The following is a 20,452-nucleotide window of genomic DNA, read 5'->3' as shown; positions in this document are numbered from 1 at the left end:
CTCAGAGCCGGCCCAGCCGCCACAGCCGCCAGATGCCCGTACCGTCCGAGAGGTACTGCGAGCCCGTCACGTCCTCGGTGCTCAGGACGTAGTCCTTCTTCTGCCAGAGCGGCACGATCGGCACGTCCTGGGCCACCGTCCGCTGCAAGGACTTGAAGTCCTGCGCGGCGCGGCCCCGTTCGCCGTACCGCTGCGTGGAGCGGATCAGTTCGTCGACCCGGTCGTCCGTGTAGCCGTTGTGCAGGATCGAGCCGCGCCCGATCAGGGGCTGGATGAAGTTGTCGGGGTCGGGGAAGTCCGGCACCCAGCCGATGGTGTACGCGTCGAACTCGCCCTTGGAGTAGCCCTTCTGGAACTCCGTCCACTCGTTCTCGACGACCGTCACCTTGAAGAGCCCGGTCGCTTCGAGCTGGCGGCGCAGCTCGGCCGCCTCCGGCGCCGCCGCGCCGCCCTGCGCGTATCCGAGCGTGAAGCTGACCGGCGTCTGCACCCCCGCGTCCTCCAGGAGGGCGCGGGCGCGCGCGGTGTCCGGCTCCGGGTAGGCGTCGAAGAACGGGGTGCTGTGGGAGGTGATGCCCTGCGGGATCAGCGAGTAGAGCGGCTCGACCGTCGACGCGTACACACCGGAGACGACCCGCGGCCGGTCGACCACGGCGGCGATCGCCCGGCGCACCGCCTTGTCGGCCATCGGCGACCCGGAACGCGTGTTGAGGACGAGGTTGCGGATGGCGGCGCTGTCCGACTCGTTGACCCGTACGCCGTCCCCGCCGCCGTCCAGCCCGGCGATCACGGACGGCGGGAGCTGGCGGTGGGTGACCTCGACCGTACGGGCCTGCCAGGCGTCGGCGAGCGCGTCGGAGGTCTTGAAGTACTCGATGTCCACCGGGCCGCCGGTCGCCTCGATCGCGCCCCGGTAATCGGGGTTGGGCTCCAGGTGGGCGGAGGAGCCCGGCAGGTACTGGTCGAGGAGGTACGGTCCCGAGCCGCCGACCTTGTCACCGGCGAGCAGCGCGTCCGCCGGGTACTGGGTGCGGTCGACGATCGCGCCGGCCCCGGTGGCCACCTTGAGCGGGAACGTCGCGTCGCGCGAGCGGAGTTGGAACGTGACCGTCTGCCCGTCCGCCACCACCGACTTGAGCGTGGCGAAGAGCGGCGCGGGGCCGGCGTCCGCCTTGATGGCGAGGACGCGGTCGAAGGAGTACTTGACGTCCTCCGCGGTCATCGTCGCGCCACTGGGAAAGCGGATGCCGTCCCGCAACTGGCAGCGGTAGGTGGTGAGTTCCGTACCGGTGAAGCCGCAGGAGCGGGCCGCGTCCGGTACGGGGGTGATCGAGGCGGGTGCGAACGTCAGCAACGACTGGTAGATGTTGCTGAACAGCGCCCAGGATCCCGCGTCGTACGCCCCCGCCGGGTCGAGCGACGAGACGACGTCCGTCGTACCGACGGTGATCGGTTTCGTATCCGCCCGGTTGGACGGCAGTAGCTGCCAGCCGCCCACTCCCGCGGCCACCAGAACCAGACATGTGATGAGTATCCGCACCCGGACCGACCGCATCGCTGTGCCCCTCTGTCACGCCCACCCCTGACCGTGATGGCGCTCACCCAACCACAAAGGTCTCCACCTGTGGAAGGGAAATCGGCGCTCTCCCGGGCAACAGTCACGTTAAGCCGAGAACACTCGCGAGTAGGGGCGAGGCAGGGGCGGGGGAGAGCGCCCGCGGGGGTCACGCCTGGCGTGAGGCGAGCTCCACGACGGTGATGTCGGAGGGCGCGCCGACCCGTACGGGAGGACCCCAGGCGCCCGCGCCGCGCGACACGTAGAGCTGGGTGTCCTGGTACCGCTCAAGACCGGCGACGGTGGGGTTGGCGAAGCCCGCGATGAGGTTGCCGGGCCAGAGCTGGCCGCCGTGGGTGTGGCCGGAGAGCTGGAGGTCGACGCCGTGGCGTACGGCGTCGTGGATGACGACGGGCTGGTGCGCGAGGAGCACGGAGGCCCTGGCCGGGTCGCGGTCCCCGAGCGCCTTGACGAAGTCGGGGCCCGCGCCCTCGGTCTCGCCCGCGATGTCGTTGACCCCGGCGAGATCGAACCCGGCGATCTCGACGCGCTCGTTCTCCAGGGGCCGCAGCCCCAGTTCGCGTACGTGGTCGATCCAGGCGCTCGCGTCCGAGTAGTACTCGTGGTTGCCGGTCACGAAGAAGGAGCCGTGCGGGGCCTCCAGACCGACGAGGGGTTCGGCGGCCGGGCCCAGGTCCTGGACGCTGCCGTCGACCATGTCACCGACGACGGCGATCAGATCGGGCCGGGTGGAGTTGATCGCACGGACGATGCGCCGGGTGTGGGCGCTGCCCAGGATCGGGCCGAGGTGGATGTCGCTGACGACGGCGATACGGAAGCCGTGGGCGGCGCGCGGCAGCTTGGCGAGCGGAACGGTGACGCGCTTGACGCTCGGGCCGCGCAGGACGCCGTACGTGCCGTACCCGACGGTGGCGAGCGCGGCGGTGGCGGCGGCGCCGCCGACGGCACGCGAGACGAACAGACGGCGGGAGGGGCCGGAGGAGCTGGAGGGAGCCGAGGGTCCGGAGGGAGCGGCGGCGGAGGGGACCGTGGCGGCGGGGGCGGAAGGCGGGGCGATCGGCTCCGCCTCCGTCTCCGTCGCCGCCTCCGTCTTGGTCGCTGTCCCCGCCTTCGTCGCTGTCCCCGTCTTCGCGGCGGCGCCCGGCTCCGTGGTGCTCGGCTCTTCGGCGCCCGGCCCCGTGGTGCTCGGCTCGGCGGTGCTCGGCTCCGAGGTCGTCCGCTCCGTGGCGGCCTCGTCCTGTGGCCCTGTCGGAGTAGTCGGCTCCGGTGTCTTCGCCGTCGCGTCCCGCCGGGCCAGGAAGCGCCGCAGCGCCGGGCGGGCCGCCTCGGCCACCACCAGCGCCAGCACCAGGTACAGCAGGGTCGCCAGCCACAGGAATCCCGGCCAGGCCAGGATCTGCTGGAGCAGGAAGGGCGCCCCCGAACGGCTCGAACTCATTGCGCCGACGGAGAGAACAGGCAGCAGAATGATCGCAACCGTTCCCAGCCTGCGGGCGGCCCCGGGCGCCGACGTCGTGTCGCGCACCAGGCGCCGCCACACGTACCAGTGCGCCGCGACCAGTACCGCGACGGCCGCGAGTCCCGTCAGAACGACCACGACAACCACGAAGAACGCGCCCCCTATACCTGTTGTTCGGGCTGTTCGCGCCGGAGTGCGCGGACGCCACGGAACCCGATCACGCCGATCGTCGTCCCCAGAAGAAAGGACACGACGGCGAGCGTCAGGTGCACCCAGAAATATCCCGTCGGGTCACCGGCGTCGTCGAAGGCGAGCCCGCTGCCGTCCTGCCAGAGATTTTTCACGAAAGTGATCCAGATGAACCAGCTCCAGACCCCGAACACGAGCAGGAACCAGGACACGGGGCGGCTGAGCTTCATGGATTCAGTATCGCCGTCGCCCTCCGGGCGGCGGCAGCGGGGTCCGGGAGATCCGCCGGTGTCTCCATCCGTGGCTGATGCATGTACGTTCTCGGTCGTGCCCGCTCTGAAAAAGACCGCCGTGACGGTCCTCGCCGCCGCTCTGCTGCCCGTTCTGACCGCTCTGCCCGCCTCGGCGGCCACCGCGGCGCCCGACGCGCCCGAGGCTCCCGCGGCTCCCACGGCCTCCGCCGACAGCAGGGCCGACGCGCCCGGCAAGAAGCAGCCGAAGCCGCCCGCCTCGATGTCCACGGTCGGCGGGGCGCTGCTCGGCAAGGCGGGTACGCAGGTGAACCTCGGCGCGGGTGTGCCGGTGCTGCCGAAGAAGCTGAGCGGCCGGTCCTGGATCGTCGCGGACGCCGAGTCCGGTGACGTACTGGCGTCGCACAACGCGCACTGGCGGCTGCCGCCCGCCTCCACGCTCAAGATGCTCTTCGCGGACACGCTGCTGCCGAAGCTGCCCGCGACGGAGGAGTACAAGGTCACCAACGCCGACCTCATGGGGGTGGGCGCGGGCAGCAGTCTGGTGGGGGTGAAGGAAGACCTCACGTACTCCGTCCACGACCTGTGGCTGGGCGTCTTCCTGCGCTCCGGCAACGACGCCGTCCATGTGCTCTCCGCCATGAACGGCGGGGTGGAGAAGACGGTCGGGCAGATGCAGGCGCAGGCCGACGAGCTGCAGGCGCTGGACACCCATGTGGTCACGCCCGACGGCTACGACGAGAAGGGCCAGGTCTCCAGCGCGTACGACCTCACGCTGATCGCCCGCTCCGGCCTCCAGAAGAAGGAGTTCCGGGAGTACAGCTCGACGCAGTCGGCCAAGTTCCCCGGCGAGTTCTCCAAGCCGAAGGAGGGCGAGAAGAAGGAGGGCTTCAAGCCCGTACGGGAGAACTTCGAGATCCAGAACACCAACCGGCTGCTGACCGGTGCGGGCGGGGTCGCCCAGTACCGGGGCATCGCGGGGGTGAAGAACGGCAGCACCACGCACGCCGGGAACACCTTCACCGGGGTCGCCGAGCGCGACGGCAAGAAGCTGCTGGTCACGGTCATGAACCCGTCGTCCACCGAGGCCCACGCGGTCTACCAGGAGACGGCCCGGCTGCTGGACTGGGGCTTCGCGGCGAGCGGCAAGGTGAAGCCGGTCGGGGTGCTGGTGCCGCCGAAGTCGGCCCGTACGAGCCCGTCCCCGGACTCCACGCAGGTGGGGACGGACACGGGGGCCGACGGCCACGCCAGCACCGTGGCGGCGGCGAACGGCGGTACGGGCGGGGCCGGGACCGCGCTCGGCATCACGGGCGGGGCGCTGGTCCTGCTCGCGGGTACGGGGTACCTGGTCAACCGGCGCTGGCCGCTGCGCCGTCCGCGCGGGTAGCGCCGCCGTACGCGCCGTTCCCGTCCTCCTCTTCGGATGCCTCGCCGGGGGCCTCCTCGGTCGGTTCCGTCTCCTCCTCGGGCTTGCTCCGCGTCGCCGTCCAGGCGGCGCAGAACAGCAGCAGCTTCGCCGTGAAGTTGATCCAGAGCAGCAGCGCCACCGGCACCCCGAACGCGCCGTACATGCTCTTCGTCGCCACGCCCCTCATGTAGCCGCCGAGCAGCAGCTTCAGCAGTTCGAAGCCGACGGCGCCGATCAGCGCGGCGACGACGAGCCGGCGGCGCGGCGGGTGGACGCGGGGCAGCAGCGTCAGGACGTACAGGAGCAGCAGGAAATCGGCCAGCACCGCCACCACGAGGGCGGCGGCCTGGAGCAGTACGCCGCCCGCCCCGCCCTCGGGGATGCCGAGCTTGTCGGCGCTCCAGCCGACGGCCGTCGAGCCGAGCCCCGAGGCGCCCAGCGAGGCGAGCCCGACCGCGCCGAGGCCCAGCAGGACCACGCCGTCCTTGCCCTTGAGGAGAAAGGGGTTGCCGTCCTGCGGGTCCTCCAGCTCCCAGACGGCCCGCAGGCACTCCCGCATCGAGCCGATCCAGCCGATGCCGGTGAAGAGCAGCAGCGCGCCCGCCACCAGCCCGACCGTGCCCGCGTTGGCGACGAGGGCGTTGAGGTCGAGCTGCTGCGAGATGCCGGGGACCTGCTTCGCGATGCTCTCCTGGAGCCGGTCGAGTTGGCCCTGGCTGAGCAGCGCGGCGCCGATCGCCGCGCCCACGGTGATCAGCGGGAAGAGCGCGAGGAAGCTGATGAACGTGATGGCGGCGGCGAGCCGCGTCCAGTGGACCCGGTCGAGCCTCTCGTACGAGCGCCAGGCGTGGGTCCGCATCAGCCGTGCCACGACCGGACCGATGACAGGGAGGTTTTTCAGCCAGTCCATGAGGAGGTGTCTACCCCCATTCATACGAGTATCCCTGCGGGCATCGCGACAAGAGCGCGCAAGAGTGAGATATAGGGCGATCCTGGCGATACGGTCGCGTTCATGCGCTCACCGATGAAGGACGCCTCCGGCACCTCGCCCGCCTCCGGTATCCCGCGGTCCCTGCTCGTCCTCGGCGGTACGTCGGAGATCGGCCTGGCCACCGCGCGCCGGCTGATCGTCCGCGGCACCCGTACGGTCTGGCTGGCGGGCCGCTCCTCCCCCGCGCTGGAGGCCGCCGCTGCCGGGCTGCGGACCACGTGCGGCGCGGAGGTCCGCACCGTCGCCTTCGACGCCCTGGACCCCGCCGCGCACGCGGAGTCGCTGGGGAAGGTCTTCGCGGAGGGCCCGGTCGACCTGGTGCTGCTGGCCTTCGGGGTCCTGGGCGACCAGGCGCGGGACGAGGCGGATCCGCCGACGGCGGCCCGGGTGGCGCAGACGAACTACACGGGCGGGGTCTCGGCCGGGCTGGTGTGCGCGGCGGCCCTTCAGGCGCAGGGGCACGGCGCGCTGGTGGTGCTCTCCTCGGTGGCCGCGGAGCGGGCCCGGCGCGCCGACTTCATCTACGGGTCGAGCAAGGCGGGTCTGGACGCGTTCACGCAGGGGCTGGGGGACGCGATGCAGGGCACGGGGGTACGGGTCATGGTCGTACGGCCCGGCTTCGTACGGCCGTGGACGCCGGCGCGGCCCGGCCTGCCCCGGCCGGCCGACGCGCAGGCGCCGACGGCCCTGACGCTGGCGACGACGCCCGGGGAGGTGGCCGTGGCCGTCGAGGCGGGGCTGCGGCGGGGGGCGGAGACGGTGTGGGTGCCGGGGGCGCTGCGGGTGCTGGCGACGGCGCTGCGGGTGCTGCCGCGCGGGCTCTTCCGCAGGCTGCCGATCTGAGCCCGCCTTACGGTGCCCATCTGAGCCCGTCCTGCCCGTCTGAGCCCGCCTTACGGGTTACGGGCTCAGGGGGGCGGGGTGGTCGGCGGGGGTGGTTTGGGAGGGCACCGGGGGCGTCTCCGTACCGCCGCCGAACGCGTACTCCTGCACCTTGCGCCAGACGCCGTCCGTGCCCTGTTCGTAGAGCGCGAAGGAGGTGCAGCTCCACTGCGCCCCGTACTCCGACAGCTCTTCGTAGGCCCGGTCCATCGCCTCTTCCGCGATGCCGTGCGCGACGGTCACATGCGGGTGGTACGGGAACTGGAGCTCGCGCACGAGCGGCCCCGAGGAGTCCCTGACCCGCTTCTGGAGCCAGGCGCAGGCCGACGCGCCCTCGACGACCTGGATGAAGACGACCGGGGAGAGCGGGCGGAACGTACCGGTGCCCGAGAGCCGCATGGGGAAGGGGCGGCCGGCCGACGCGACGGCGGCGAGATGCGCCTCGATCGCGGGCAGCGTCGACGCGTCCACCTCGGTGGGCGGCAGCAGCGTGACATGCGTGGGGATGGCGTGCGCGGCGGTGTCACCGAAGCTCGCACGCCGCTCCTGGATCAGAGTGCCGTAGGGCTCCGGGACCGCGATCGAAACGCCGAGCGTTACGGTCCCCACGTCGTTCTCCTCAGTCTCTGTGCCGATGTGCCGATGTTGTCGATCTGTTTCCGCCGGCCGTCTCTGCCGGCCGTCCCTGTCGCCCGCGCCGCCCGCCAGTGTGACGGTCGCACGGCCGTGCTGGCCACCGCTCGCCGGACCGGGGGCCGGCATCAGTACATGGCGTAACCGTCCGACGTACCCACGTCACACGGATTCGTCCATACGGTCGCCCCGCCGGCCCCCGGTTTCCGGCACCTGGCTCAGTGCTTGGCCGGCAGGAAGCCGACTCTCCCGTACGCCTGGGCCAGCGTCTCCCCGGCGACCGTGCGGGCCTTCTCCGCGCCCTCGGCCAGGATGGCGTCCAACGTCTCGGGGTCGTCCAGATATTCCTGCGTACGGTTCCGGAAGGGTGTGACGAATTCGACCATCACCTCGGCCAGGTCCGTCTTCAGCGCGCCGTACCCCTTGCCCTCGTAGCGCAGCTCAAGATCGGCGACGGACGTGTCCGTGAGCGTGGAGTAGATCGTGAGCAGATTGCTCACGCCGGGCTTGGCCGCCGCGTCGAAGCGGATCTCCGTGCCGGTGTCCGTGACGGCGCTCTTGATCTTCTTCGCCGTCGTCTTCGGCTCGTCGAGCAGGTTGATCAGGCCCTTCGGCGTGGACGCCGACTTGCTCATCTTGATCGCGGGGTCCTGGAGGTCGTAGATCTTGGCGACCTCCTTGACGATGTGCGGCGCCGGGACCGTGAACGTCGGTCCGAAGCGGGAGTTGAAGCGCTCCGCGAGGTCACGGGTCAGCTCGATGTGCTGGCGCTGGTCCTCACCGACCGGGACGGCGTCGGCCTGGTAGAGCAGGATGTCCGCGACCTGGAGGATCGGGTACGTGAAGAGGCCGACCGTGGCGCGGTCCGAGCCTTCCTTGGCCGACTTGTCCTTGAACTGCGTCATCCGGGACGCCTCGCCGAAGCCCGCGATGCAGTTCATGACCCAGGCGAGCTGGGCGTGCTCGGGAACATGGCTCTGCACGAAGAGCGTGCAGCGCTGCGGGTCGAGCCCGGCGGCCAGGAGCTGGGCGGCGGCCAGCCGCGTGTTGGCGCGCAGCGCGGCGGGGTCCTGCGGAACGGTGATCGCGTGCAGGTCCACGACCACGTAGAACGCGTCATGGGACTCCTGCAGCGCGACGTACTGACGCACCGCACCGAGGTAGTTCCCGAGGTGGAACGAGCCTGCGGTGGGCTGGATTCCGGAGAGGGCACGAGGACGATCAGAGGCCATGCTCAGCATTGTCTCAGGTGGGACCGACAGCTCGAAACGGATCTCCGGAGAGGGCGGGGAGACGACACGGCGGTAGGCCGGTGGACGGAGGTCGGAAGACTCAACCTGTTCAATCAGGTGCCGTTACGGGCAAGCTTTCATCGTCCGGACTGCGTGCGACGAAAGAAAGTGGGGCTCTGCCCCCCTCGGAGCAGCAGCGCTTGCCAGCTTGCCCTGACCGATCGGAGAGACCCGTGTCGACAACGGAGAGCGCCATCGCCTCGGCGGAGGCCCACAGTGCGCACAACTACCATCCGCTGCCCGTCGTCGTCGCCTCGGCGGACGGCGCCTGGATGACGGATGTCGAGGGGCGGCGCTTCCTCGACATGCTCGCCGGGTACTCGGCGCTCAACTTCGGCCATGGCAACCGGCGGCTCATCGAGGCCGCCAAGGCCCAGTTGGACAAGGTGACGCTGACGTCCCGGGCCTTCCACCACGACCGCTTCGCGGAGTTCTGTACGGAGCTGGCCGACCTGTGCGGCATGGAGATGGTCCTGCCGATGAACACCGGCGCGGAAGCGGTGGAGACGGCGGTGAAGACCGCCAGGAAGTGGGGGTACCGCGTCAAGGGCGTGCCCGACGGCAGGGCGAAGATCGTCGTGGCGGGCAACAACTTCCACGGCCGTACGACGACGATCATCAGCTTCTCCACGGACGCGGAGGCCCGCGCGGACTTCGGTCCGTACACCCCGGGGTTCGAGATCGTGCCGTACGGCGACCTCACGGCCATGGAGGAGGCGCTGACCGACAACACCGTGGCCGTGCTGCTGGAGCCGATCCAGGGCGAGGCCGGGGTGCTGGTCCCGCCGCCCGGCTATCTCGCCGGGGTGCGCGCGCTGACCCGGGAGCGGAACGTGCTCTTCATCGCGGACGAGATCCAGTCGGGGCTCGGCAGGACGGGCACGACCTTCGCCTGCGAGCACGAGAACGTGGTGCCGGACATGTACGTGCTCGGCAAGGCGCTCGGCGGCGGGGTGGTCCCGGTGTCGGCGGTGGTCTCCTCGGCGGCGGTGCTGGGTGTGCACAGGCCCGGCGAGCACGGGTCGACGTTCGGCGGGAACCCGCTGGCCTGCGCGGTGGCACTGGAGGTCATCGCGATGCTGCGGACCGGTGAGTTCCAGCAGCGGGCGACGGAGCTGGGCGACCACCTCCACCGGGAGCTGGGGCTGCTGACGGCCGGTGGGGCGGTGGCGGCGGTACGCGGCCGGGGGCTGTGGGCCGGCGTGGACATCGTGCCGACGCACGGGACGGGCCGGGAGATCTCGGAGCGGCTGATGGACCGGGGAGTCCTGGTGAAGGACACGCACGGCTCCACGATCCGGATCGCCCCACCGCTGGTGATCAGCAAGGAGGACCTGGACTGGGGGCTCGACCAGTTGCGGGCGGTGCTTGCGGAGTAGGGGGTACGGGGCGGAGGGTCGCGGGGGGCGCGGTGCGGCGCGGTACCTGCGTACGGGCGTACGGGGCGCTGGCGCCGTACGCCCGTACGCCCGTACGCCGGATCAGCGCGCGGTGGCCCGGGGCGTCGCGGTCGGAGCCGGGGCTGGAACCTCGGCCTGAACCTGCGGCTGCGGCCGGGCCCTGGCTTCCTGTTCCGCTCTCCAGCGCCGGTTGTTCCTCTCCCGCCGGCTCTTCGCCCCCTTCAGGCTGATCTCGCCCGCCGCGACCTTCCGCCGCATCTGCGCGGCGAACAGGGACGGCTCCACCGCCGGCGCGGCGGGCCCGCGCTCGTCCTGGACGTACGGCTCGAACACGCCGCTCGCCAGGCAGCGCATCACATGGGCCTTGAGCGCGCCCCGCCGCTGCGAGTGGTTCGCCCACTCCGGGTCGAGCGAGCGGCTGCCCACCGGCGTGCCGAACGGCTCCATCTGCCGGCGGATCCACGCGTACTCCCGTGGGTGACGGCGCGCCAGCTCCGCGCGTACCTCCACCTCCACCGCGTACCAGGGGGCGCGCAGGCGCTCCTGGCGGGCCCGGCAGTCCTCGGTGAGCCGGCGGACGATCCGGGCCAGCTCGGTCAGCCGGTACTGCAACGCCACATAGAAGCGGCGGCTGTTGAGGAGCGTGTAGACCTCCTGGCCGGTCAGGGCCGAGATGTCCCCCAGGTCGCCGAGGACGGTCGTGGAGTCGGCGCGCGCCCGGTCCACCAGCTCCGTCAGCAGGTCGTGGACGGCCGCCTCCCAGCGGCGCAGCAGCAGGGGGTGCCGTAACGCCGTGCTGCGTTCCTCCTGCTCCTTGGCGTCGTTGGCGACCACGAGCCGGAACGCCTGGTCGGGGGCGGCCATCAGGCGGGCCACGTCCGCCGTGACCAGCGGATCGATCAGCTTGGCGCGGCAGGCGATCTCGATGCCGTGCAGCGCGTTCCGCGCGGGCTCCTGGTACGGGGCGTCCTCGGGGATGCCGCGCTCCGCGCACAGCGCCCTGCGCACCGCGTCGGCCTCGTCGCCGTAGGCTCCGCGCAGCCAGGACCGGGCGGTGAAGACGGCGTCGCACATGTTCTGCCACTCGCGGCCGGCCCGCTGGTTCTCGTCCTGGTAGCCCCGCCGTACCCGGCGCGCCTCCGTCAGGCGGGTCTGGACCTGTTCGAGCCGCCGCTGGTTGGCGCGCAGCCGTTCGTCGCCCCGGTACCGCAGCCGCTCGCAGGCGATCTGCAGCTCACCGGCCGCGAAGGTCAGCGCGTCCAGCCAGTCGTGGTGCATCTCCGGCGAGCGCAGCCACGCGGAGGTGGTGTCCCGGGTCTTTCTCAGGAACGCGTCCGCGAGGGCGGCGCGGACGAAGACCTCGAAACTCGCGGCGCTCGCGTCGGCGACTTCCTGCGTGGGGCGGGAGGCGCAGTCCCCGACGGAGAGCAGCTCCGCGCGGGGACCGGGGACCAGTGACTTGCGCATGCCGGGACGGTACGGCGCACGGCCCCCGGGCGTGTCGGGATCGGCGAAAAGAGAACCCGATCCGGTGAACAGGGGCCGCCCCAGGTCATGTTGGCAGAATGACGTGGGGCAGGAAGCGCGCGTACTCGTCCGTGATCAGGCCCGCCGACTCGCGGATGCCGAGCCCCGCCGCCTCGTCCCCGACCACCCACGCGCCGAGGACGACGTGGTTGCCGTCGAAGGCGGGCAGCGGGGCCAGTTCCTGGTAGCAGCACGCCTCGTCCCGTACCACCGGAGGCTTTCCCGGCCCGTGGAGGGTGACCCCGGCGCCCTCGCGGCCCAGCAGCGGCTTGGCGGCATAGCCGCGGGAGGCGGCGAGTTCGCGGGGTCCGTCGAGGTGGGCGGCGAGGAGGTGGGGGTGGCCGGGGTTCAGCTCCCAGAGGATCGCGAGGAGCGCCTTGTTGGAGAGGAGCATCTTCCAGGCGGGTTCGATCCAGCAGGTGGCGCCCGTACCGCCGCCGTTGTCGAGGGTGTCCAGGACCTGCGGGCCGAAGCGGTCGGTGGTCAGCCACTCCCAGGGGTAGAGCTTGAAGCAGGTACGGATGTACCGGAGCCGGTCGTCGACGAAGCGGCCGGAGAGCCGGTCCCAGCCGATCTCCTCGACGGAGAGCGCCTCGGTGTCCAGGCCGGCCTGTGCGGCGGTCTCGCGCAGATAGGCGACGGTCATGAGGTCCTCGCCCAGTTCGTCGCCGTCGGAGTGCGCGAAGTGCACGGGGCCCGCCGGGAGCAGGGCGGCCTGCTGCCGCCAGGCGTCGACGAGGCGTTCGTGGAGGGAGTTCCACTGGTCGGCGCCGGGGAAACGGTCCTCCATCCAGAACCACTGGGCGCTCGCGGCCTCGACCAGCGAGGTGGGCGTGTCGGCGTTGTACTCCAGCATCTTCGCCGGACCCGTGCCGTCGTAGTGCAGGTCGAACCGTCCGTACAGGGAGGGCAGTTCGGCGCGCCGCCGCCAGGACTCGGAGATCAGCCCGGCCAGCCGGGGGTCGGTGATGCCCAGGTCGGCGAAGCGGTCGTGCGTCACGATGTGCGCGGCGGCGTCCAGGCAGAGGGCGTGCAGCTCCTCGACGACCTCTTCGAGGGCCTCCACCTCGGGCAGGGTGAAGGTGTAGTAGGCGCTCTCGTCCCAGTACGGGCGCAGGGAGCCGTCCGGGTAGCGGGTGAGCGGGTAGACGACGCCCTGCTCCTCGACGGTGCGCTGCCAGTCGGGGCGCGGGGCGATGGTGTGACGTTTCATCAGCCGCCGCCGGACCCGGAACTGGAGCAGCCGAAGCCACCGCGGTCGACCGCCGACTTGTCGAAGCTGCCGCCGTCGACCTTGCCCTTGCTGCTGTTGCCGCCGTAGTAGTACGAGCCGCTGCCGCCGCTCTTGCACTGGGAGCTGGGCAGGGTCTCCTTGGTCGTCCGGTCGGCGCACCGCTTGTCGGGCTCCGAGCCGCAGGACGTGAGCGCGAGCGCCAGCACCCCCATGGACCCCAGCACGACCGTGCTCGACCTCAACTTCCGCTGCCGTGCGGTCATGTGCCGCACCTCCCCCGTGGTGTTCGATTCCGGCCAGGTGGCCATCCGAACACATTAGATGGCCGGTTCGGTCCGCTGTAAGGAAGGTGCGCCGCTTCTGGCGAGTAGATGACAGGGGGTAAGCAGAGCGTTGCCCGGAGCGATGGTGATGCGCGACGATATCTCCGTATCTCCTCTCCCCAATGGCAAGCGCAGGAAGTAGCCGTGGACACCTTGGAGCCCGTGGACATCGACGCGTACCGGCGGCGGCTCGTGGCCGAGATAACGTCCCGTGGCTGCTGGCCGGAGGAATCCCCCTGGGTCCGCGCGGCCGTTGACGCCGTGCCCCGGGATCTGTTCGCGCCGGAGCGGGTCTGGGTGTGGGGCGGCGAGGAGTACATGTCGGTGGACCGGGCCGCCGATCACCGGGCGTGGGCGGACGCCGTGTACGCGGGGGTGTACGACTCCACGGTCATCCAGGTCACCGACGGCCTGCCCACGTCCAGCCTGTCCTGTGTCTCGGTCGTGGCCGACATGCTCGACTCGCTGATGCCCGAACCCGGCCACCGGGTGCTCGAACTCGGCACGGGGGCGGGGTGGAACGCCGCGCTGCTCGGGGTGCGCGCGGGCGACGGGCGGGTCGCCAGTGTGGAGTTCGACGCCGAACTCGCCGCCGCCGCGCAGGAGCGGATCAAGAACGCGGGCGCGGAGGTGTCGGTACGGGTGGGCGACGGGGCGCTCGGGCTGCCGGAAGAGGCGCCGTACGACCGGCTGATCGCGACCTACGCGGTGGAGGAGGTGCCCTGGGCCTGGGTGGAGCAGACCCGCCCCGGCGGCCGGATCGTCACCCCGTGGGGCCGTCTCGGCCATGTCGCGCTCACGGTGGCCGGCGACGGGCGGTCCGCCTCCGGCTGGATGCATGGCCTGGGGATGTTCATGCCCAGCCGGTACGCCGCCGGTCAGGGCCGGGCGTTCCACGAGATCCGCGACGCGGTCCCGCCGGAGGCCGAGTCCCCCTTCCCCAGGGATCCGCGAGCGCTCGCGGACGGGAATCTGCTCTTCGTCCTGCGGGTGCTGCTCCCCGACGTACGGATCACCACGGAGACCGGCGGGGCCGACGGCACCGGCACGACCGCCCGGCTGCACGACGGCCGTTCGTCCTGGGCGATCCTCGCCGGGACGGCGGCCGGGACGGCCGTGGCCCGGCAGGGCGGGCCACGGCGGCTGGCCGATGACGTCGTACGGGCGTGGCGGAGGTGGCAGGACGCGGGGGCGCCGTCGCTCGACGACTTCGGCATGACGCGGGTGCCGGACGCGCAGTACATCTGGAGCGGAGACCGGCACACCGGCCCCCGCTGGGGGCCCGGGTAGCCCGGACCCGCCGCGCGAGGACTGAGCGGTACGGGGAGGAGCCTCCCCGTACCGCTCATGTCGTCACTTCTTCGGGAGCCACTTCTTCCACGTCGACTCGTTCGCCTTGACCCACTTCTCCGCCGCCTTCTCCGGCGTGAGCTTCTGCTCCGCGATCATCAGGGCGACGTCGTTCTGTGCCTCGGTCGTCCAGGCGAAGTTCTTCAGCAGTGTCGCCGCGCCGCCGCCCTTCTTCGCGAAGTCCGCGTTCAGGTACTTCTGGAGCGGGGTGTGCGGATAGGCGCAGGCGACCTTCTTCGCGTCGGCGTCGCAGCCCTCCTTGTACTCCGGGAGCTTGACCTCGGTCATCGGGACCTTCTGGAACAGCCACTGCGGCGTGTACCAGTAGGTGAGGAAGGGCTTCTTCTCCTTGGCGAACTGCTCCATCTGGGTGATCTGCGCCGCCTCCGACCCCGCGAAGACGACCTGGTAGTCCAGCTTCAGGTTGTTCACCAGCGCCTTGTCGTTGGTGACGTACGAGGGCGAACCGTCCAGCAACTGGCCCTTGCCGCCGCTCTCCGGGGTGCGGAACTGGTCGGCGTACTTGTTGAGGTTGCGCCAGTCGGTCACGTCCGGGTGCTGCTTCGCGAAGTACGTGGGGACGAACCAGCCGATGTGGCCGGTGACCCCGAGCCCACCGCCCGGGGTGATCGTCTTCTTGTCCTTGACGTACCGCTGTTCCTGTTCGGGGTGGCCCCAGTCCTCCAGGATCGCGTCGACCCGGCCCTGGCTGAGGGCGTCCCACGCGGGGACCTCGTCGACCTGGACGGTGTCCACGCGGTAGCCCAGCTCGTGTTCGAGCAGATACGTCGCCACGGCCACGTTGGCCTGCGCCCCGACCCACGACTGCACGGAGAGCGTGACGGTCTTCGAGCCCTGCGCGTTGGCGTACGGCGACGCCTGCTTGGTCATGTCGGCCGCGCCGCAGCCGGTGACGGCCAGCAGGGCGGTCGCCGAGGCGAGGACCCCGGCCGTCCGGATACGCGTACGGATGTGCGTCATGTCAGGCCCCCTTCCTGTCTCCGCCACGGCGTTCCGTGGGCTGGGTCACCCGGTCCAGCATCAGGCCGAGGCAGACGATGGCCGCGCCCGCGACCAGGCCGGTCGCCAGGTCGCCCTGGGCCAGGCCGAACACCACGTCGTAACCGAGCGCACCGCCGCCGACCAGGCCGCCGATGATGACGACGGCGAGGACGAGGACCACGCCCTGGTTGAGCGCGAGGCGCAGCGCGGGGCCGGCGAGGGGCAGTTGGACCTGGCGCAGTTGCTGGCCGCTGGTCGCGCCGAGGGAGCGCGCGGACTCCAGCGCCGCCGGGTCGACCTGGCGGAGCCCCTGGGTGGTGATGCGGACGACGGCGGGCAGCGCGTAGACGACGGCGGCGGCGACCGCCGGGGCGCGGCCCACGCCGAAGAGCGCGACCACGGGGATCAGGTAGACGAACTGCGGCAACGTCTGGAAGACGTCCAGGACGGGCCGGAGCAGTGCCTCGAAGCGGGCGCTGCGGGCCGCCGCGATCCCGGTGGCGAAGCCGATGACCAGGGTGACCGCGACGGCGGCCAGCACCTGGGAGAGCGTGTCCAGCGACGGCTTCCACACGCCGAGCACGCCGATGGCGGCCAGGGCGAGGACGGCGGTGAGCGCGGTCTGCCAGGTGCCGATGAGCAGGGCGAGCGCGGCGACGACCAGCAGCAGCGCCCACCAGGGCAGCGCCTGGAGTCCGCCGCGCAGCGGGTCGAGCACCCAGGTGGTGAAGTGGCCGGCCCAGTCGGCGGTGCCGCCGATGACGGGGACGCCGGAGTAGAGGTGGGCGGTCATCCAGTCGACGGCGCTGTTGACGGGCTCGGCGATGTTGGCGATCCAGCTCTCGGGCCAGTCGAGCCGGCCCGCGAGGCGTCCGGCGAACGCGACGAGGGCGGCGGCCACGACCACGGCGGCCCAGCCGAGCCATCCGGTACGCAGCCGGCCGGCCGCCGAGGAGGCGGGGGGCCGGTCGAGGCCGGAGCCCGCGGCGGCGGTCGTCCGGTCGAGGACCACGGCGAGCAGCACGATCGGCAGCCCGGCGGCGAGCGCCGCGCCGACGTCGACCGAGGCCAGCGCCTGGTAGACGCGGTCGCCGAGCCCTCCGGCGCCGATCACGGACGCGATGACGGCCATCGACAGAGCCATCATGATCGTCTGGTTGAGGCCGAGGAGGAGCTGCTTGCGGGCGAGCGGCAGGCGCGCGGTCAGCAGCCGCTGCCTGGCTGTCGCGCCGAGCGAGGTGACGGCTTCCATCACGCCGCCGTCGGCGTCGCGCAGGCCGAGCGCGGTGAGCCGGGCCATCGGCGGAGCGGCGTACACGACGGTCGCGAGGACCGCCGCGGGGACGCCGATGCCGAAGATCAGCACGACGGGCAGCAGATAGGCGAAGGCCGGCAGTACCTGCATGGTGTCGAGTACGGGGCGCAGCACGCGGTGCAGCCGGTCGGAGAGTCCGGCGGCGAGCCCGAGGAGCGCGCCGACCACGACGGAAGCGGCGACGGCGACGATCATCAGCGAGAGCGTCTGCATCGTCGGTATCCACATGCCGAGCACCCCGCACAGGGCGACGGAGACGGCCGCGGTGAGGGCGAGCCGGACACCCGCGACGCGCCAGGCGATCAGGCCGGCCGCCGCGGTGACCCCGGCCCAGCCCATGGCGAGCAGCAGCAGGTAGACGCCGCGTACGGAGAGGACGACGGCGTTGCTGAGGTAGCCGAAGAAGTAGAGGAAGAGCGGGTGGCTGTCGCGGTTGTCGATGATCCAGTCGCTGGCGCTGCCGAGCGGGGCGGAGAGGTCGACGGTCAGCGCCTCGGGCCAGACGGTGCCGGGCCAGCGGGTGAGGGCCAGCGGGACGAGGACGGCGGCGAACACCGCGAGCAGCAGGAGCTTGCCGAGCCCGGGGCGGCGCCGCAGCGTGGCCGCGAGGCCGGCGGCCGACGCCGAAGTCCCCGAGGTCCCGGGGCCACCGGGGCCGCCGGAGCCTCCCGGGGTCCCTTGGGGGCCGGTGGGCTCCGAGCCGGTGCGGGCGGTCGTGCCGGTGGCGGCGGTCATCGTAGGGCCGCCTCTCCGTTCTCCGGCCGCGCCGCCGCGTCCGTACCGGAGGCACCGGAGGCACCGGAGGCACCGAAAGCGCCGGAGACGTCGCTGGTTCCCGCGACCACCCCGAGCAGGCACGCGTGGTCGACGACGCCGATGAGCCTGCCTCCGTCGACCACCCGCGCCGTGGCCTCGCCGGAGCGGGCCACCGCCTCGATCGCCTCGGAGACGGTCGCGGTCGGGGCGAGCGCCGGGCCCGCGCCGGCGTCCCCGGAGCCACTGGGCCGCATGGCCGCCCGTACGGTGATGACCTGTTCGCGGGGTACGTCGCGGACGAAGTCCCGTACGTACGCGTCGGCCGGGTGCCCGACGATCTCCTCGGGCGTGCCGAGCTGCACGATCCGGCCGTCGCGCATCAGCGCGATGCGGTCGCCGAGGCGCAGCGCCTCGTTGAGGTCGTGGGTGATGAAGACCATCGTGCGGCCCTCCTCGCGGTGCAGCCGGATGACCTCTTCCTGCATCTCGCGGCGGATCAGCGGGTCGAGCGCGCTGAACGGCTCGTCGAAGAGGAGCACCTGCGGGTCGACGGCGAGCGCGCGGGCCAGCCCGACACGCTGCTGCTGACCTCCGGAGAGCTGCCCCGGCCTGCGGTCCTCCAGGCCGTCGAGGCCGACCTTGGAGACGACCTCGGCGGCCTTCTCGCGGCGCTCGGCGCGGCCCATGCCCTGGATCTCCAGGCCGTAGGCGACATTGTCGAGGACGGAGCGGTGCGGCAGCAGGCCGAAGTGCTGGAAGACCATGGCGGCCCGGTGCCTGCGCAGGGCGCGCAGCCGGGTCCTGTCCATCGACAGGACGTCCTCGCCGTCGATGGCGATCTCGCCGGACGTGGGCTCGATGAGCCGGGTCAGACAGCGTACGAGCGTGGACTTGCCGGAGCCCGACAGGCCCATGACGACGAAGACCTCGCCCTTGCGGACGTCGAAGGAGACATCGCGTACGGCGGCGGTACAGCCGGTGCGTTCGCGCAGCTCGGAGGGGGTGAGCGCGGCGAGTTCCGGGTCGGCGGGCACCCGGGGTGCCTGGGGGCCGAAGACCTTCCACAGGTCGCGTACGGCGAAGACCGGCGGCCGGTCCGTACGGCTCCCGCCTTCCGTGGTGGCCTTGGTGTGGTCGAGTTCACTCATCGGATCAGCCCTTTCTCCTCGGTGGCTGCCCCCATGAGCAGTTCGGCGCACTTCTCCCCGACCATCAGGACCCCGATCATCGGGTTCACCGCGGGCATCGTCGGGAAGACCGACGCGTCGGCGATACGGATGGATTCGAGTCCCCGGATCCGCAGATCGGGTGCGACGACGGCCTGTTCATCGGTGGCGGCACCCATCCGGCAGGTACCGGCGGGGTGGTACACGGTGTGGGCGCACTTACGGGCGTACTCGCTCAGTTCCTCGTCGGAGGTGACCTCCGGGCCCGGCGCGACCTCGCGCTTGAGCCAGGTCGACAGCGGTGCGGCGGCGGCGACCCGGCGCGCGATTCTGATGCCGTCGACGAGCGTGCGGCCGTCGTAGTCGTCCTCGTCGGTGAAGTAGCGGAAGTCCAGGGCGGGTTTGACCGCCGGATCCGCGCTCGTGAGGTAGAGCCGGCCGCGGCTGCGCGGCTTGGGGATGTTCGGGGTCATCGACACGCCGTGCGCGGGGCGTTCGTACCCGAGGCGCTCCGGGTTGTCGGTGAAGGGGATCTGGTAGAAGTGGAACATCAGGTCCGGGCCCTCGGCCTCCGGGTCGCGCCGGACGAACAGCCCCGCGTCGGAGTCCATCGCCGAGTTCTCCGGGATCGGCCCGTCGGTCTCCCAGACGATCACCGACTCGGGGTGGTCGAGCAGGTTCTCGCCGACACCCGGCAGGTCGTGGACGACGGGGATGCCCAGCTTCTCCAGGTCGGCGCGCGGGCCGATGCCGGAGTGCAGCAGCAGCCGGGGCGTGTCGACGGCGCCGGCGCAGACGACGACCTCGGCGCGGGCCTCGATCAGCCTCTCCTCGCCGTCCGCCGTCCGCACCCGTACGCCGGTGGCACGGGTGCCCGCCAGCTCCAGCCGGTACGCCCAGGTCTCCAGCAGCAGATGGAGGTTGGGGCGGTCGAGGAAGGGGTGGAGGTAGGCGACGGAGGCGGAGGAGCGCTTGTTGTTCTCCGGGTGGTACGCGAGGTCGAAGAAGCCGACGCCCTCGTGGAAGGGCTTCTTGTTGAAGCCCTCCACCCGCGGGACGTCCAGCGCCGCCTGCGCCGCGTCGACGAAGTCGCGGGCGATGGCGTTGCGGTCCCGCTCGTCGACCGGTACGACGTTGTTGCGCAGCCGGGGGAAGTACGGGTCCATGGAGCCCGCGTCCCAGCCCTCGGCGCCCGCCGCCGCCCACTCGTCCCAGTCGGACGGCAGCGGCTTGAACGCGATGAGCGTGTTGTGCGAGGAGCAGCCGCCCAGCACCCGGGCGCGGCTGTGCCGGATGTGCGAGTTGCCGCGCGGCTGCTCGGTCGTCGGGTAGTCGTAGTCCAGCTCGCCGCCCAGCAGGCCCATCCAGCGCCGCAGGGTGAGCACGTCCTCGCGGTCGACGTCGGAGGGGCCGCCTTCGATGACGGCGACGGTGACCTCGGGGTTCTCGGTGAGCCGGGAGGCGATCACCGAGCCCGCCGTACCGCCGCCGACGACGACGTAGTCGTACACGGCCGGGGCGGCGGAGGCGGCGGGGTCCGCCGCGCCCGCCGCGCCCGCCGGGTCCGTCGTCCGCGTCGTCTCCGCCGTGCCCGTCCTGTCCGTCATGCCCATGGGTGGTCTGCTCCTCTGCTGGAGGGTCGTACGAGGTTCTTGCGGCGCTGTTCCAGCGCGGTTCCGGGGCTGTTCCGGTGCT

General features: G+C 71.7%; 17 protein-coding genes. 4 read left to right on the top strand and 13 right to left on the bottom strand.

Annotated elements, in window-relative coordinates; all coding sequences use genetic code 11:
- Position 1: 1 nt before the first annotated feature.
- The 3 genes from ACIO3P_RS17025 to ACIO3P_RS17015 form a co-directional block, all read right to left on the bottom strand.
- Positions 2–1,555 (bottom strand): ABC transporter substrate-binding protein, encoded by a 1,554-nt coding sequence (locus tag ACIO3P_RS17025; protein WP_401854551.1) that lies wholly within the window; start codon positions 1,553–1,555, stop codon positions 2–4.
- A gap of 169 nt (positions 1,556–1,724) precedes the next feature.
- The gene (locus ACIO3P_RS17020; RefSeq protein WP_401854553.1) at positions 1,725–3,182 is read right to left on the bottom strand and encodes a metallophosphoesterase; all 1,458 of its coding nucleotides are present in this window, start codon (positions 3,180–3,182) and stop codon (positions 1,725–1,727) included.
- A 14-nt stretch (positions 3,183–3,196) separates the two neighbouring features.
- Positions 3,197–3,454: an SCO4848 family membrane protein gene (locus ACIO3P_RS17015; RefSeq protein WP_329828776.1), complete on the bottom strand. Its 258-nt coding sequence runs from the start codon at positions 3,452–3,454 to the stop codon at positions 3,197–3,199.
- A 97-nt stretch (positions 3,455–3,551) separates the two neighbouring features.
- On the opposite strand from ACIO3P_RS17015, the gene ACIO3P_RS17010 reads away from it, so the two are divergent.
- Complete coding sequence (locus ACIO3P_RS17010) at positions 3,552–4,865, top strand: D-alanyl-D-alanine carboxypeptidase family protein (protein ID WP_401854555.1); 1,314 nt, start codon at positions 3,552–3,554, stop codon at positions 4,863–4,865.
- Here the strand turns inward: ACIO3P_RS17010 and ACIO3P_RS17005 are convergent.
- On the bottom strand, positions 4,828–5,796 hold the full coding sequence (locus tag ACIO3P_RS17005; protein ID WP_401854557.1) for a YihY/virulence factor BrkB family protein: 969 nt from the start codon (positions 5,794–5,796) through the stop codon (positions 4,828–4,830). The two genes, ACIO3P_RS17010 and ACIO3P_RS17005, sit on opposite strands and share 38 nt — an antisense overlap.
- 114 nt (positions 5,797–5,910) lie before the next feature.
- On the opposite strand from ACIO3P_RS17005, the gene ACIO3P_RS17000 reads away from it, so the two are divergent.
- Complete coding sequence (locus tag ACIO3P_RS17000) at positions 5,911–6,720, top strand: SDR family NAD(P)-dependent oxidoreductase (protein WP_401854938.1); 810 nt, start codon at positions 5,911–5,913, stop codon at positions 6,718–6,720.
- A 57-nt stretch (positions 6,721–6,777) separates the two neighbouring features.
- On the opposite strand, the gene ACIO3P_RS16995 is transcribed toward ACIO3P_RS17000, so the two are convergent.
- Positions 6,778–7,368, bottom strand: coding sequence for a 2'-5' RNA ligase family protein (locus tag ACIO3P_RS16995; protein WP_329828772.1), 591 nt, complete (start codon positions 7,366–7,368; stop codon positions 6,778–6,780).
- Between the two features lie 242 nt (positions 7,369–7,610).
- Positions 7,611–8,624: a tryptophan--tRNA ligase gene (trpS, locus tag ACIO3P_RS16990; protein WP_329828771.1), complete on the bottom strand. Its 1,014-nt coding sequence runs from the start codon at positions 8,622–8,624 to the stop codon at positions 7,611–7,613.
- Between the two features lie 233 nt (positions 8,625–8,857).
- Here trpS and rocD point away from each other — a divergent pair, with 233 nt between their 5' ends.
- Positions 8,858–10,063: an ornithine--oxo-acid transaminase gene (rocD, locus tag ACIO3P_RS16985; RefSeq protein WP_329828770.1), complete on the top strand. Its 1,206-nt coding sequence runs from the start codon at positions 8,858–8,860 to the stop codon at positions 10,061–10,063.
- Between the two features lie 102 nt (positions 10,064–10,165).
- Here the strand turns inward: rocD and ACIO3P_RS16980 are convergent, their stop codons facing one another.
- From ACIO3P_RS16980 to ACIO3P_RS16970, 3 genes are all read right to left on the bottom strand, one after another.
- Positions 10,166–11,551: a hypothetical protein gene (locus ACIO3P_RS16980; RefSeq protein ID WP_329828769.1), complete on the bottom strand. Its 1,386-nt coding sequence runs from the start codon at positions 11,549–11,551 to the stop codon at positions 10,166–10,168.
- Between the two features lie 85 nt (positions 11,552–11,636).
- Positions 11,637–12,824, bottom strand: a complete 1,188-nt coding sequence (locus ACIO3P_RS16975; RefSeq protein WP_401854559.1) for a glutathionylspermidine synthase family protein — start codon at positions 12,822–12,824, stop codon at positions 11,637–11,639.
- The gene (locus tag ACIO3P_RS16970; protein WP_401792296.1) at positions 12,824–13,108 is read right to left on the bottom strand and encodes a hypothetical protein; all 285 of its coding nucleotides are present in this window, start codon (positions 13,106–13,108) and stop codon (positions 12,824–12,826) included. The genes ACIO3P_RS16975 and ACIO3P_RS16970 overlap by 1 nt, the downstream gene beginning before the upstream one ends.
- 204 nt (positions 13,109–13,312) lie before the next feature.
- Here ACIO3P_RS16970 and ACIO3P_RS16965 point away from each other — a divergent pair, with 204 nt between their 5' ends.
- On the top strand, positions 13,313–14,458 hold the full coding sequence (locus ACIO3P_RS16965; protein WP_401854561.1) for a methyltransferase domain-containing protein: 1,146 nt from the start codon (positions 13,313–13,315) through the stop codon (positions 14,456–14,458).
- A 63-nt stretch (positions 14,459–14,521) separates the two neighbouring features.
- Here the strand turns inward: ACIO3P_RS16965 and ACIO3P_RS16960 are convergent, their stop codons facing one another.
- Genes ACIO3P_RS16960 through ACIO3P_RS16945 form a run of 4 tightly spaced genes read right to left on the bottom strand, consistent with a single transcriptional unit; the run spans position 14,522 to position 20,370 of the window.
- On the bottom strand, positions 14,522–15,499 hold the full coding sequence (locus ACIO3P_RS16960; RefSeq protein ID WP_329828765.1) for an ABC transporter substrate-binding protein: 978 nt from the start codon (positions 15,497–15,499) through the stop codon (positions 14,522–14,524).
- A 1-nt stretch (position 15,500) separates the two neighbouring features.
- Positions 15,501–17,570 carry an ABC transporter permease gene (locus tag ACIO3P_RS16955; RefSeq protein WP_401854563.1) on the bottom strand — a complete coding sequence of 690 codons (2,070 nt, stop codon included), beginning with the start codon at positions 17,568–17,570 and terminating at the stop codon, positions 15,501–15,503.
- Complete coding sequence (locus ACIO3P_RS16950) at positions 17,567–18,739, bottom strand: glycine betaine/L-proline ABC transporter ATP-binding protein (RefSeq protein WP_329828763.1); 1,173 nt, start codon at positions 18,737–18,739, stop codon at positions 17,567–17,569. Before ACIO3P_RS16950 ends, ACIO3P_RS16955 begins: the two co-directional genes overlap by 4 nt.
- Positions 18,736–20,370, bottom strand: coding sequence for a GMC family oxidoreductase (locus ACIO3P_RS16945; RefSeq protein ID WP_401854565.1), 1,635 nt, complete (start codon positions 20,368–20,370; stop codon positions 18,736–18,738). The genes ACIO3P_RS16950 and ACIO3P_RS16945 overlap by 4 nt, the downstream gene beginning before the upstream one ends.
- Between the last annotated feature and the right edge of the window lie 82 nt (positions 20,371–20,452).

The organism is Streptomyces sp. NPDC087310 (assembly GCF_044744405.1).
Taxonomy (GTDB): Bacteria; Actinomycetota; Actinomycetes; order Streptomycetales; family Streptomycetaceae; genus Streptomyces.
The sequence above is the reverse complement of the archived record's forward strand: the minus strand, read 5'-3'. Positions and strand labels throughout refer to the sequence as shown.